Consider the following 13,023-nt stretch of genomic DNA (forward strand, 5'->3'; position numbering starts at 1 on the left):
GCCGTCCGCTGGCTAGAATCCGGGGCATGAAAGCCGCAGTGCGCGCCAAATACGGCCCGCCGGACGTGGTGAGCATCGCTGAAGTGGATCGGCCGGTCGTCAAGGACGGCGACGTGCTCGTCAAGGTGCACGCGACGACGGTCAACCGCACGGACTGCGCGGCACGTGCGGCCAAGCCCTTCATCTGGAGATTCATCACCGGCCTCGTCACGCCGAAGGTGCCCGTCCTCGGCACCGAGTTCGCGGGCGAGGTCGAGGCGGTCGGCCGTGACGTGACCGCCGTCAAGCCCGGCGACCGGGTCTTCGGCTACAACGACGACGGGTTCGGGGCCCACGCTCAATACATGACGGCCTCGCCGAAGGTCGCGCTGGCGCTCGTCCCCGAGGAGCTCTCGTACGAGGAGGTCGTGGCCGGCACCGAGGGGTCGCACTACGCGCTCAGCCTCCTGCGGTCGGCGCGGATCACCGCCGGGAAGAGCGTGCTCGTGTACGGCGCGACCGGCGCCATCGGCTCGGCGGCGGTGCAGCTGCTGAAGAACGAGGGCGCCGACGTGACCGCCGTCTGCGCGACCGAGCACCTCGACCTGGTCGCCGAGCTGGGCGCCGACCGGGTCGTGGACTACACGACCACCGACTTCACCAAGGACGAGCGCACCTACGACGCCGTCCTCGACGCGGTCGGCAAGACCACGTTCTGGCGGTGCCGGCGGCTGCTCAAGCCACGCGGGATCTTCGTCGCCTCCGACGTGGGGCCCGGGTCGCAGAACCTGTTTCTAGCGCTCGTCACCCCGCTGCTCGGCGGCAGGCGGGTGCACTTCCCCATCCCCAAGGACGATCCGGGGATGGCGCAGTACTTCAAGGAGCTGATCGAGGCGGGGACGTTCCGGCCGGTGATCGACAGGCGGTATCCGCTGGACGAGATCCTCGAAGCCCACCGATACGTCGAGTCCGGGCGGAAGGTCGGCAACGTGGTGATCACCGTGTCGCATCCCGAGGAACCCGCCCCCTGAGCCCTGTGCCGCGCGGGCGGCCCGTGGTGCCGTGTGGATGGTGCGGCGGGCCGCTCTGCGGGCTCTTGACGTGCAGCTTCTTCTCGGCCAGGTAGCCGATGTGGAACCCGATCGCGGTACGGCTCAGCCCCAGGTCGGGCAGCCGTTCCATGATCTCGGGGACCGTCGGGCTGCGCGAGGTCGAGGGGTCGCGCAGGCGCGGCTCACACAGCGCGACCAGGATGCGGAAGTATTTGGCGTCCCCCACCCCCGTCCTCCCCGCCACGCCGGACGACGAACGCCCGGAGGCAGCGGCCGAACCACCCGGCGGCGGTGGGCGGGGCGGGAAGAGGCGGCGGGCGATGCTCGTCGGGGGTATCGCCGTGGGAGCCGCGGTCGTGGCCACCGCCACCACCGTGGGCGTCGCGATGGTCCAGCGGCCCGGCCCGCCCGGCGGCACCCCCTCCCCCGGCGCCACCGCGACCCCGTCACCCACCGGCGCGGACGCCGGCCGCTGGCTGCGCCCGGGCTCCGACGTCCCGGAGCGGTATCGCGCGCTGATCGTCGGGCCGGCTGGGCCCGCAGGTCGCCGACGTGCCCGGCGATCCGGCGATGAACCTGGCCGCGCTCTTCCGCAGCGGCGTCGACCCGGTCAAGCGCGCCGGCGGCGTACCGCCGAAGTGGCGCGACTACACGACCAAGGTCGCGCGCTACATGCGCGACTACGAGCCTTCGTGAGCCCGCGCGCGGGGCGGGAACAGTCGGGAGCAGGCGGAAGCGCGAGTATCCTTCGAGCGCTTCAGCTCGCTCTATATTGGGCACAGTTGTCCACACACCTTCGCGACACGCTCATCCGGGCTCGCGCGCGGGTTCCCAGCCTTATTGCACTATGCAATGATAAAGACGGCGAACCACCAGGAACGGAGGGGTGGAATGGCGAGCGCCGACCGTACCGGCTTCTCCTGGATCGTCACTCAGCGTGACAACACGGCTGTGCTGAGTCCCGCGGGAGAGCTGGATCTGTCCACGATGGGAGAGTTCCGTGACGGGCTCACCCACGCCATGGAGTGCACCCGGCCGCCCCTCGTGGTGGTCGATCTCCAGGATGTCCCCTTCTGTGACTCCTCGGGGCTGAACACGCTGATCTGGGCCGCCAACACCGTCGAGGCCGCCGGCGGCACCTTCAGCCTGAGCGGGGCCCAGCCGCGGATCACCCGGCTGCTGCGCCTGACCGGCCTCGACAAGCGCTTCTCCCTCTGCGACACCTCGTCCGGCTCCTAGCCGCCCACGGTCGCGGAGCCCCGCGAGGGTAAGGCTGTCTCAACCATCGCCCAGGGTGCGGCCTTCATGGTGTGCTCCGAAGGGCCTGGCCAGACTGATCTTGAAAGTTTGGCCGAGCGCCCGATCGACTGGAGCGACCCCCATGCGTGTTCAAGTGAACGGCACCTCCCTCTTCGTGGACGTCGAGGGCCCCGCCCTGGAGCCCGACGGCTACGCGATGCGGGAGAAGCCGACCCTCCTGCTGCTGCGCCCGCCTGGAGGTGTTCGACCGCTCGGGCCACTTCATCCCGGACACCGAGGGCAACCGGTTCTTCCCCCTGTTGCGCTCCTTCATCACCGGCTGACGTCCCCGGAGCGGCAACGACACGTGGGCGGGGGCAAGGCGACCGAACCGGTATGGCGCGCCCCGGCCATGAACCCGCCCTGAACGCGACCGCGTACATCGTGGAAATCGGCATCCCCGGAGACCACGATGACCATCCGCCGGCTTTCTCTCGCACCCCTGGCCTTCGCTCTCGCCCTCGCCGCCGCCACCTCCGCCTGCAGCGGGCCGGGCGGTGAGCGGCCCGCCGCGGCTCAGCTCGCGAAACCCACGGGCCTGGTGACGGTCGCGCAGGCCAAGAACCTCCTCAAGCGCTGGGACGACGGTGTCAAGCGGGCGGAGCTGGCGGGCGGCACCGACTACGGCGCGGTCGAGGCGGGCCTGGCCGCCCGGATCGACAAGGCGAACAGCAGGCTGCGCGAGATGCTCGGCGAGAGCGTACGCACCTCGCACGCCACCATCGTCAAACCGCGCTTCGCCATCCCCGCCAAGCGGGCCGCGAACCCGCCGTGGTTCATGGCCGACTTCGCCCGTAAGGGCGAGAAGGGGTGGAACCAGCTGATCTTCCAGCAGACGTCCGGCGGCTGGAAGGTGGTGGCGATGTCCGGCACATCAGCCGGGGCCAGGCCGCCGGTCGCCGCCCGCGACGAGCACGGGCTGGCGACCGTGCTGCCCGCCGGGGAGCGTGGCGGGCTGACCGCCTCGCCGCAGGAGATCGTCCGCGCGCACGCCCGCGTGGAGGCCACGCTCGACCAGGACGAACGCGCGCGCGGCCTGTTCAGGTCGGACGCCCAGCCGCGCCGGCTGGGCCGGGCCAAGCTGGCCCTGCGGGAGCAGGCGCGCGGCCAATGGACCATGACCCGGCAGTGCCGGCCCACGTCGGGGCCGTTCGCGCTGAAGACCGCCGCCGGGGGCGCCCTCGTCTGGTACGGGGTCACCTCGAAGGAGAGGTTCGTGGCCCGGCCCGGCGCGGGCCAGCTCGCGTTCACCGACCGGCCGACGGCCGCCGTGACCCACGGCAGGCGCTACACCAAGCGGGTCACCGTGACGTCCGCCGCCTTCTACCTCGCCGTCGTCCCCAAGTCAGGACGGATCCGGGTCCCCTCCGAGACCGCCGGTTACCTGGGCGCCACCGGGTCGTGACACGGGCCCGGGGCGGCCGTCCGTCGTCGTGCGGGGCCTGGGGTGCGGGAGACTTGGGGGGTGAGTTCCGAGAACGACGGCCGGCCCAGCCCTCCCACGACGAGCGCGTCCATCGTGGTGCTCACGCTGGCGCGGCGGATCGAGACCGAGCTCAACGCCGCCCTCGCGCCGCTCGATCTCACGGTGCGGCGGCTGGGGCTGCTCGGGCACATCGCGGCGGTGCCCGGCATCTCGTTCAGCGATCTGGCCCGCATGTCGGGCATCACGGTGCAGAGCGTGCACGCGGCGGTGAAGTCGCTGGCCGGGGCGGGGCTGGTGCGCGACAACACCGCCCGCGCGGGCTCCGCCTCCACCATCGAGATCACGCCTGAGGGGGCGCGGCTGCTGGGCGCGGCCAGGGAGGCGGTGGGGCGGGTGGACGAGCTGATGTTCGGGGCCGCCGCCGACCCGATCCAGCGCAAGGTCGGCGAGACCATCCGCGCCGCCTTCGCCCCCTGATCCGGCGCCCGGACGGATGCGACGGCGCCGGTCAGGCGAGCGGCTCGTCGGCGAGGTACGGCGGCGCGGGGTCGTACTGCATGACGCGGCGGACGGCGCGGGCGTGCTCGCGGCCGTGCAGCCGCCCGACGAGCCACAGCGCGCTGTCGATGCCGGCCGAGATGCCCTGGCTGGTGAGCAGGCCGCCGTCCACGACATACCGGGCATCCCGCACGACCGTGACGTCCCCGCGCGCTTCGAGGTCGTCCTCGCGGCTCCAGTGCGTGGCCACCCGCCGCCCGCGCGCGAGCCCGGCGGCGTGCAGCAGGAACGTGCCGGTGCAGACGCTCGTCACCCAGTTCGCCCGGGCCCCGGTCTTGGCGATCCAGGCGACGACGTCCGGATGGTCCGCCTCGACCGTGCGCGTGCCGCGCCCGCCGGGGACGAGCAGCACGTCCAGCGGCGGATGGTCGCCGAGGGTGTGGTCGGGCAGCACGCGCATGCCCTTGGCGCAGCGCACGGGGCCGGGGTTCTCGGCGATCAGCACCGCGGTGTCGCCGCCCTCGCGCAGTTGCGCGGAGACGGTGAACACCTCCCAGGGGCCGGCGAAGTCGAGCTCTTCCGCCTGGTCGAAGATGAGAAGTCCGTACGTGGTCACAGGTCGCCTCCCATGGCGGTGGAGTGGAATCGGTCCCGGTAGTCGGAGGGGGCGACGCCGACCCGGCGGTGGAACGTCCGGCGCAGGGTCTCGGCGGTGCCGAAGCCGCAGCGGCGGGCGATGGCCTCGACCGGGTCGTCGCCCTCGGTGAGCGCGCGCTGGGCCGCCTCGATCCGGACGCGCTCGACGTACGAGCCGGGCGGGACGCCAAGCTCGGCGGTGAAGCGGCGCTGCAGGTGGCGCGGGCTGAGGCCGGCCCGCTCAGCGAGGTCCCTGATGTCGTGCCTGGCGCCGGGGTCGGCGTGGATGGACGACACGGCGGCGCGTACGGGGTCGCTGGCCGGCTGCCTGGACCACAGCCCCACGCTGAACTGCGACTGGCTGCCCGGCCTGCGCAGGAAGAGGACCAGCCGCCTGGCCACGCCGTGCGCGACGTCGCGGCCGAGGTCGTCCTCCACCAGGGCGAGGGCGAGGTCCATGCCGGCGGTGACTCCTGCCGACGACCAGACGCGCCCGTCCCTGACGAAGATCGGGTCGCTGTCGACGGTGACCTCGGGGTGCTCCGCCGCCAGGCGTTCCGCGCGGGCCCAGTGGGTGGTCACCCGGCGTCCGTCGAGCAGGCCGGCGGCGGCGAGCAGGAACGCCCCCGTGCACACCGAGGTGGCCCGGCGGGCTCCCGCCCCGGCGGCGGTGATCCAGGACAGCAGCGCGGCGTCGTTCCTGGCCTCGTAGACGCCGGGGCCGCCGGCCACGACCAGGGTGTCCACGCTTTCGGCGGACAGCGTGGCGGGCCCGTGGCCGGCGTGCACGGGCAGGCCGCTGCTCGCCCGGACCAGGCCGGGGGCGGGGGCCAGGAGCTCGCAGGTGTAGGCGCCGGCCTGGTGGAAGACCTCGTACGGGCCGGCCAGGTCGAGTGACTGGAATCCGTCGAAGACGACGAAGACGACGCGGTGCTGTTTCACCTTTCCAGCTTGTGGGCGGGCCGGAGATGGCGTCAACGACCGCCACCCCACAGATCGCGCCATCGCGATCACCCCCTTCAGGGACCCTGAAGGTGCTGTGTTAGGCTTCAGGCCACCTGAAGGTTGGAGGGAGAACGATGGAACACCTGCTGCTGTCGGTGCACGTGCTGGCCGGCATCCTGTTCGTGGGCGGCTCGGCCATCGCGACGAGCCTGTTCCCGCGCTACGTACCGGTGACCGCACAGGTCACCGCACCGGTGACCCCGGTCGCCGATGACAGCGTGGACGACGGGCGGAGCCGGGCCGTGGCTCTGGCGCTGCACCGCATCACCCGCGGCTACAGTCTCGGCGGCCTGATCGTGCCCGCCGCCGGGCTCGTCCTGGCCGTCGTGCAGGGGCGTACCGGCGAGATCTGGATCATCCTCGCCGTCGTCCTCACCGCCGCCGCCGGCTTCCTGCTCGCCGTGCAGATCTATCCGCGCCAGCGCGACGCCCTGGCCACCCCCGGCGACCGCGCGAAGCTGCGGCCCCTGTCGATGACGGCGGGCTTCTACAACCTGCTGTGGACGATCGTCGTCGTGCTGATGATCGTGCGTCCCGGCGCGGGCGAGGGGGCCTGATGTCCGTCCGCGCGCTGCGGATCGCGGCCGCCTTCGAGACCCTCTCCCTGGCGGTCCTGCTGACCAACCTGGCGACCGTGCACGAGCCGGCGGTGGCCTCGCTCGTCGGCCCGGTGCACGGCGCGGCCTATCTGGCCGTCATCGCCGTCACCGTGCTGATCCCCGGCAGCGCCGTGACCGGCGCCCGCCGGCGCGCCGTCGTCCCGGTGATCGGCGGCCTGCTCGCCCTCTGGCGGCTCCGCACGTCCGCACACTAGGCGCTATTTCTAGATTTCTAGACAAGCAAGGTTTCGGATCCTACGTTCGAGGAGGTTCGCCGACCGCGCTCCCCGGATGAGGTGACGTCCCATGCCCCTGGACCAAGCGACGACCGCGCTGCTGGAGCAACTGGCCGCGATGGGAGGCCCGCCGCTGCACGAGCTCCCGCCCGAGGAGGCGCGCGCCGTCAGCGCCGGGCTGAACGAGCTGAGCGGCAAGGGCCCCGACGTGGCCCGGGTCGAGGAGGTCACGATCCCGGCCGAGGACGGCGGTTCGTTCCCGGCCCGGATCCTGGTCGCGAACGGCACCCCGCGCGGCGTCATCGTCTACTACCACGGCGGCGGCTGGGTCATCGGCTCCATCGACGAGTTCGACACCCTGGGCAGGGAGCTGGCCGTGCGCACCGGCTGCGCCGTCGTGCTGGCCGGCTACCGGAAGGCCCCCGAGCACCGTTACCCGGTCGCCGCCCGCGACGCCTACGCCGCGCTGCTCTGGGCCGCCTCCGACATGCCGGGCCTGCCGATCGTGGTGGCGGGCGACAGCGCGGGCGGCAACCTGGCGGCGGTCGTGGCCCAGCGGGCCAGGGACGAGAACGGCCCGGCCATCGCGCTGCAGGTGCTGGTCTATCCCGCCACCGACAGCGACCTGGACAACGGCTCCTACCGCGATCCGGACAACCAGCTCCTGCTCACCCGCGACGCGATGGTCTGGTTCTGGGACCACTACGCCCCCGACCCCGCCTCGCGGGCCAACCCGGACGCCTCCCCGCTGCGGGCGGCCGACCTGTCCGGCCTGCCGCCGGCGCTGGTGCTGATCGCCGAGTACGACGTCCTGCGCGACGAGGGCGAGGCGTACGCCGAGCGGCTGCGGCAGGCGGGGGTGCCGGTGGAGTTCCGGCGCTTCGAGGGCCAGATGCACGTCTTCTTCACGCTGGTGAACGTGCTGCCGGCCAGCGCCGAGGCCCTCGACCTGGTCGCCGCCGCCGTCGGGCGCAGCCTCAAATGAGCGAACGGGCCCGGCCTCAGTGCGCCGGGCCCGCCCGTTCGGTCGTCAGGAGAAGAGCTGGGTGAGCTTCAGGAACAGCTCGTAGACGCCGTACGCGAACGGCACCCCCACCCAGAGCCACGCCACCACCTTGAGCCAGGTGTGCCCCTCACTCATATCGCCTGTCCCTTCTCCGTCACCTGCGGGTCGAGCCGCTGCACGGGCTTCTCGTGGAATCTCTCGTGCACCGGCCGGATCAGCTCGTTGGCGAGGAAGCCCACCACGAGCAGCCCGATCATGATGAACAGCGAGGTCGTGTAGAGGTCGGGCCCCGCCCGGCCGGCCGCCTTCTGGCCGTCGGCGATGGCGTTGATGATCAGCGGGCCGAGCACGCCGGCGGTGGACCAGGCGGTGAGCAGGCGGCCGTGGATGGCCCCCACCTGGTAGGTGCCGAACAGGTCCTTGAGGTAGGCGGGCACGGTCGCGAACCCGCCGCCGTAGAAGGACAGGATGCCGATCGCGCACAGGATGAACAGCGGCCTGGAGCTGTCGCCGGCCAGGGCGATGGCGAGGTAGAGCAACCCGCCGACGCCCAGGTAGACGCGGTACATGTTCTTGCGCCCGATCAGGTCCGAAGTGGAGGACCAGACGAAGCGGCCGGCCATGTTGGCCAGCGACAGCAGCGCGACGAAGCCGGCCGCCGCGCCCACGGCGACGGGCGCCTGCGTACCGGCGAAGAAGTCCCTGATCATCGGCGCGGCCTTCTCCAGGATGCCGATGCCGGCCGTGACGTTGCAGCACAGCACGACCCACAGCAGGTAGAACTGCGGGGTGCGGATGGCGTTGGCGGCGGAGACGTCGGCGCTGGTGATCAGCGGGCGCGCGCTGGCGGCCGCGGGCGGGCTCCAGCCCTTGGGCCTCCAACCGTCGGCGGGCACGCGGACGAGGAGCACGCCCATCGACATGAACACGGCGTAGACAACGCCGTGCACGAGGAACGTCGTGGCGATCCCGCCGGTGTCGGTGCCGAAGGAGGACAACATCTGCGCCGACCACGGCGAGGCGATGAGCGCGCCGCCGCCGAATCCCATGATCGCGATGCCGGTGGCCATGCCCGGCCGGTCGGGGAACCATTTGATCAGTGTCGAGACCGGCGAGATGTAGCCGATGCCGAGCCCGATGCCGCCCACGAAGCCGTAGCCGAACACCACCAGCCAGTACTGCCGGGTGGCCACGCCCAGCGCCGACAGCAGGAAGCCGGAGGAGAAGCAGGCCATCGAGACGAACATCGCCCAGCGCGGCCCGTTGCGCTCGACCAGCGTGCCGCCGAAGGCGGCCGACAGGCCGAGCATGACGATGCCGAGCTGGAACGGGAGCGCGCTCTGGGTGCCGGAGAGCCCGAGCGAGGATTCGAGCGGGGGTTTGAAGACGCTCCACGCGTACGCCTGCCCGATGGCCAGGTGCACGGAGAGCGCGGCGGGCGGCACGAGCCATCGGCTCCAGGTGGGTGCCGCGATGATACGAGAACGACTGAGGAATCCTGCGGAGCTAGCGAACCTGGTCCTGTCTGCCACGCACCACGGGTACCACATACGGTATGCAGTATTTGAAACCCGTACAAGTTTTACGGCGAGCGGTCAGTTCCCGTCGACGAACGGCTCCTGACCCCGTGATCATTCATGAGCGGTGCGACCGCCTGACCTGCCCCGGCCCGGCGGCGTCCTAGGGAAAACCCTAGGTCACCCCCCGTGGCGACACCCGCGCGCCCGGTGGCAGGGTGCCGTCTGCGGGCTCGGGAACGTTCCCCGCGCCCGCACCGAGACGACACCGGGTGGGTGGACGACATGACCGAGCCAACGAGCGGGGTGGCGAAACAGGAGCTGCAGGACTTCCTGCGCACCGCGGACAAGCTGACGCTCGACGACCGCAAGCTCCTGGTCCAGCAGGCGCTGGTACTGATCGAGCAGAACTACGTGCACCTGCCGCTCAAGGCCGCGATGCACGCCGTCAACCCGGTGCAGCGGCTGCGGCTGCTCGCGGCACGGCTGAGCCGGCAGACCCCGGCGACCATGGGCCCGGAATGGCGCTTCCACGCCGAACTGTCGGAGATCTTCCACTCCGTACGCGACCTGCACACCAACTACCTGCTGCCGTCCCCGTACGCCGGCAAGATCGCCTACCTCCCGTACCTGATCGAGGAGTACTACACCGGCGACGAGCGCCACTACGTGGTCACCATGACCGTCGAGGGCTTCACCGCGCCCGGGTTCGGGCCGGGCGTGGAGGTCACCCACTGGAACGGCGTCCCGATCGACCGGGCGGTCGAGCGCAACGCGGCCAGGTTCGCCGGCAGCAATCCGGGCGCGCGGCGCGCCCGCGGCCTGCAGTCGCTGACGATCCGGCCGCTGCTCCTGCACGTGCCGCCCGAGGAGAGCTGGGTCGTGCTCACCTACGTCGGCGCCGACGGGATCCGCAGGGAGCTGCGCGAGAGCTGGCGGGTCAGCGACAACCAGCCGTCGTTCGTGGACGCGGACCAGCTCAGCGTGGCCGCCACGGCCCAGGGCCTCGACCTCGGCGCGGACGAGATCGGCCGGGCCACGAAGATGTTGTACGTCCCCGAAGCCGTCACCCCGCTGGAGACGCTGGGCGGCGCCGAGCTGACCGCCGAGCCCGCCGGGCCAGGCGCGGACCTGCCCACGTCGATGCCCGGCTTCTTCCGGGCCAGGAGCGTCGTCACCCCGTCCGGCGTCTTCGGCCACCTGCGCATCTTCAGCTTCAGCGTCAACGACCCCGACGCGTTCGTGCGCGAGTTCGTCCGGCTGGTCGAGCTGCTGCCGCAGGACGGGCTCGTGGTGGACGTACGGGGCAACGGCGGCGGGCACATCTACGCGGCCGAGTTCCTGATGCAGACGCTCACTCCGCACCCGATCACGCCCGAGCCGACCCAGTTCGTCACGACGGCGCTGAACCAGCGCGTCTGCGGGCAGCACAAGGAGAACCCGACCGGCGAGATCGACCTCGGCCCCTGGTGCCCGTCCATGGAGCAGGCGCTGGAGACCGGCGCGGTCTACTCCGGCAGTTTCCCCATCACCCCCGCGGACGGGGCCAACGCCATCGGCCAGCGGTACTTCGGCCCGGTCGTGCTGATCACCAATGCCCTCTGCTACTCGGCGACCGACATCTTCGCCGGCGGCTTCCAGGACCACCGGATCGGCCCCATCCTCGGCACCGACGACAGCACGGGCGCGGGCGGCGCGAACGTGTGGACCCACGCGCTGCTCAAGCTCCTGCTCGAACTGCCCTCCCCCGCGCCCGGCAGCCCCTACCGGCCGCTTCCCCGGCAGGCGGGCATGCGGGTGTCGATCAGGCGCACGCTGCGGGTGCACGACCTGGCCGGCACGCCCGTCGAGGACCTCGGGGTGGCGTCGGACCACCGGCACCGGATGACCCGCGACGACGTCCTGCACGGCAACGCCGACCTGCTCGCCCGCGCGGGCGAACTGCTGGCCGGACGGCCGGTGCGGCGGCTCGACGTGCGGGTCACCGGTTCCGGCCTGACGCTGTCGACCCGGCTGATCGACCGGGCCGACGTGTACATGGACGGTCGGCCGGCGGTGTCGGTGGACGTGACAGGACCGGACACGGAGGTGCCGGTGCCGGGGGCGGCGGGCGCGGGCGTCGTCCGGGTGGAGGGCTTCGAGCACGGCGACCTGGTCGCCGCCCGGACACTCAGGCCGAACGACTGACCGAACATCTACGACAGGCGGCTGACCGCGCCCGGGCTCCAGCAGCGCCATCGGAGGGCCACGGCCTTCCGCGCCTCGGTGCCGGCCGGTCAGCGAGCCCGGCCGGTCAGCGGGCCCGGCCGGTGGGCTGGGGGCCGGTGGACATCGCGTGATCGGCCTCGGCGACGAGCGGGCTGTCGCGGAAGCGCTGCCAGCCCGCCCGCAGCCGGCGCAGCTCGGCGCCGACCCGGGCCGAGGCGGTCAGCCGGACGTCGTCGCCGAACCCGAGCGCCGTGACGGCGGCCTGCTCAGCGTCCCCCGCGCGCAGGTAGGCGTTGGCCGCCCGCAGGCCGATCAGCACGCGGGTGCGGGTTTCGACGGGACGGCGGGCGTTCATGGAGGCGGTGAAGTGGCGGGCCGCGGTGGCGTGATCGCCGAGCTGGGTGAGAGTGAGCCCGATCTGGTGCTCCAGAGATTCGTGCCGATAGTTGCCCCAGCCCGCCTCCTGTGGGGAGCCGGCCCGTTCGAGCTGGTTCTCCGTACGGCGCAGCAGGTTGAGCGCGTCCCAGCGGGTGCCGGCCGCCGCGTGCGCCTCGGCGCGCATGCCGGTGATCCAGGCCAGCGTGCGCCTGGGGCCGTGCCCGCCGAGGGCGGAGGCGGCGGCGTCGGCCAGCGCCAGCGCCTCGCCGTCGTGGCCGAGCTCGGCCGCCTGCACGGCCATGCTGCGTAACGCCGTCGCCCGTAACAGCAGGTCGCCGGCCTCGTCGGCGAGCCGCACGGTGCTGATGTAGTAGCGCTGGGCCAGCGCGTTCGCGCCGGCGTCCATGGCCATGTACGCGGCCAGGTAGCCCAGCTCGGCCGCCGCGGCGAACAGGTCCGGCCTGGTACGCCCGCTCGCCTCGCGCAGCAGCGGCGTGATCTCGCGCGACAGGTAGGCGGCGACCGCGACGCGGGCGTGGGCGCCTCCGAACCGGTCGTCCAGGTCGGCGAAGGCGGCGGTGGCGGCCCTGATGCGGGCCACGTCTCCCGTGCCCGGGCGGCCGGACGGACCGGGGACGCGGGCGTGCCGGGCGCTTCGGGCGGACGTTCCGGAAATGCCGGACAGGTTCGACAGGCTGGACAGGGCGGCGAGCGTGAACGTGCCGGCGGTCAGTACCGTACGGCGGTTGAGCAGGTCATCCTCCCCCAGCGTGGCCAGCCGCGCGACCGGGTCGCCGCGCCACGGGTCGTCGGCCGGGGGCCCGGACCCGGGGTCCGGCCAGCCGAGGTGCGCGGGGCCGAGGTCGGGCCGGCCGAGCCGGCGCCGGAACGCCTCCACGGCCGCGTGCACCGCCTCCGGCCTGGGCACGGTGCCGGTCAGCCAGTGCCCGACGGCCGAGCGGTCGTAGTGGATCCGCTCCCCGGTCTCGGCGGCGACGGCGTTGACCTGCTGCGCGGTGGCGGCGTGGGTCCAGCCGGCCTGTTCGATGAGCGCGGCGAGGGCCCGGTTCACGACGGGACGGGTGCGCCGTGGCGGCATCGCATCTTCACATCGCTTCACATCGCGGTGCTCTCGACGATGCGCCGTACGGAGCGCACCGTCAATAGTGCGGACCGTGACGTGG

Annotated in this window: 14 protein-coding genes; 9 read left to right on the top strand and 5 right to left on the bottom strand. The window is 72.4% G+C overall.

Features of this window, described 5'->3' with window-relative positions:
• Nucleotides 1–26 precede the first annotated feature (26 nt).
• On the top strand, nucleotides 27–1,010 hold the full coding sequence (locus tag AB0C28_RS29510; protein ID WP_357835936.1) for an NAD(P)-dependent alcohol dehydrogenase: 984 nt from the start codon (nucleotides 27–29) through the stop codon (nucleotides 1,008–1,010).
• On the opposite strand, the gene AB0C28_RS29515 is transcribed toward AB0C28_RS29510, so the two are convergent.
• Entirely contained in the window at nucleotides 976–1,485 is a 510-nt protein-coding gene (locus AB0C28_RS29515) for a hypothetical protein (RefSeq protein WP_357835939.1), read from the bottom strand. The two genes, AB0C28_RS29510 and AB0C28_RS29515, sit on opposite strands and share 35 nt — an antisense overlap.
• Nucleotides 1,486–1,583: 98 nt before the next feature.
• Between AB0C28_RS29515 and AB0C28_RS29520 the strand changes: the two genes are divergently transcribed.
• The 4 genes from AB0C28_RS29520 to AB0C28_RS29535 all read left to right on the top strand — a co-directional run bounded on the left by AB0C28_RS29520 (nucleotide 1,584) and on the right by AB0C28_RS29535 (nucleotide 4,233).
• Nucleotides 1,584–1,727, top strand: a complete 144-nt coding sequence (locus tag AB0C28_RS29520) for a hypothetical protein (RefSeq protein WP_357835942.1) — start codon at nucleotides 1,584–1,586, stop codon at nucleotides 1,725–1,727.
• Nucleotides 1,728–1,922: 195 nt separating this feature from the next.
• A complete protein-coding gene (locus AB0C28_RS29525; RefSeq protein WP_357835945.1) occupies nucleotides 1,923–2,270 on the top strand; it encodes an STAS domain-containing protein in 348 nt (115 codons plus the stop codon).
• Between the two features lie 472 nt (nucleotides 2,271–2,742).
• Complete coding sequence (locus tag AB0C28_RS29530; protein WP_358079016.1) at nucleotides 2,743–3,735, top strand: hypothetical protein; 993 nt, start codon at nucleotides 2,743–2,745, stop codon at nucleotides 3,733–3,735.
• Between the two features lie 60 nt (nucleotides 3,736–3,795).
• The gene (locus AB0C28_RS29535; RefSeq protein WP_346113317.1) at nucleotides 3,796–4,233 is read left to right on the top strand and encodes a MarR family winged helix-turn-helix transcriptional regulator; all 438 of its coding nucleotides are present in this window, start codon (nucleotides 3,796–3,798) and stop codon (nucleotides 4,231–4,233) included.
• Between the two features lie 31 nt (nucleotides 4,234–4,264).
• On the opposite strand, the gene AB0C28_RS29540 is transcribed toward AB0C28_RS29535, so the two are convergent.
• Both AB0C28_RS29540 and AB0C28_RS29545 read right to left on the bottom strand, forming a co-directional pair.
• Complete coding sequence (locus AB0C28_RS29540; RefSeq protein ID WP_357835951.1) at nucleotides 4,265–4,870, bottom strand: DJ-1/PfpI family protein; 606 nt, start codon at nucleotides 4,868–4,870, stop codon at nucleotides 4,265–4,267.
• A complete protein-coding gene (locus AB0C28_RS29545; RefSeq protein WP_358079019.1) occupies nucleotides 4,867–5,832 on the bottom strand; it encodes a helix-turn-helix domain-containing protein in 966 nt (321 codons plus the stop codon). The genes AB0C28_RS29540 and AB0C28_RS29545 overlap by 4 nt, the downstream gene beginning before the upstream one ends.
• Before the next feature lie 137 nt (nucleotides 5,833–5,969).
• Here AB0C28_RS29545 and AB0C28_RS29550 point away from each other — a divergent pair, with 137 nt between their 5' ends.
• The 3 genes from AB0C28_RS29550 to AB0C28_RS29560 all read left to right on the top strand — a co-directional run bounded on the left by AB0C28_RS29550 (nucleotide 5,970) and on the right by AB0C28_RS29560 (nucleotide 7,715).
• Nucleotides 5,970–6,452, top strand: a complete 483-nt coding sequence (locus AB0C28_RS29550; RefSeq protein ID WP_358079022.1) for a hypothetical protein — start codon at nucleotides 5,970–5,972, stop codon at nucleotides 6,450–6,452.
• Nucleotides 6,452–6,709, top strand: a complete 258-nt coding sequence (locus AB0C28_RS29555) for a hypothetical protein (protein ID WP_357835960.1) — start codon at nucleotides 6,452–6,454, stop codon at nucleotides 6,707–6,709. Before AB0C28_RS29550 ends, AB0C28_RS29555 begins: the two co-directional genes overlap by 1 nt.
• A 91-nt stretch (nucleotides 6,710–6,800) precedes the next feature.
• The gene (locus AB0C28_RS29560) at nucleotides 6,801–7,715 is read left to right on the top strand and encodes an alpha/beta hydrolase (RefSeq protein WP_358079025.1); all 915 of its coding nucleotides are present in this window, start codon (nucleotides 6,801–6,803) and stop codon (nucleotides 7,713–7,715) included.
• A 152-nt stretch (nucleotides 7,716–7,867) separates the two neighbouring features.
• On the opposite strand, the gene AB0C28_RS29565 is transcribed toward AB0C28_RS29560, so the two are convergent.
• Nucleotides 7,868–9,286: an OFA family MFS transporter gene (locus AB0C28_RS29565; protein WP_358079028.1), complete on the bottom strand. Its 1,419-nt coding sequence runs from the start codon at nucleotides 9,284–9,286 to the stop codon at nucleotides 7,868–7,870.
• A gap of 252 nt (nucleotides 9,287–9,538) precedes the next feature.
• Here AB0C28_RS29565 and AB0C28_RS29570 point away from each other — a divergent pair, with 252 nt between their 5' ends.
• Complete coding sequence (locus tag AB0C28_RS29570; RefSeq protein WP_358079031.1) at nucleotides 9,539–11,440, top strand: S41 family peptidase; 1,902 nt, start codon at nucleotides 9,539–9,541, stop codon at nucleotides 11,438–11,440.
• 106 nt (nucleotides 11,441–11,546) lie between these two features.
• Here AB0C28_RS29570 and AB0C28_RS29575 read toward each other — a convergent pair whose 3' ends face one another.
• Nucleotides 11,547–12,911, bottom strand: a complete 1,365-nt coding sequence (locus AB0C28_RS29575; protein ID WP_358079033.1) for a hypothetical protein — start codon at nucleotides 12,909–12,911, stop codon at nucleotides 11,547–11,549.
• Nucleotides 12,912–13,023 lie beyond the last annotated feature (112 nt).

Source organism: Nonomuraea sp. NPDC048892, assembly GCF_040649735.1.
Taxonomy (GTDB): Bacteria; Actinomycetota; Actinomycetes; order Streptosporangiales; family Streptosporangiaceae; genus Nonomuraea; species Nonomuraea maheshkhaliensis.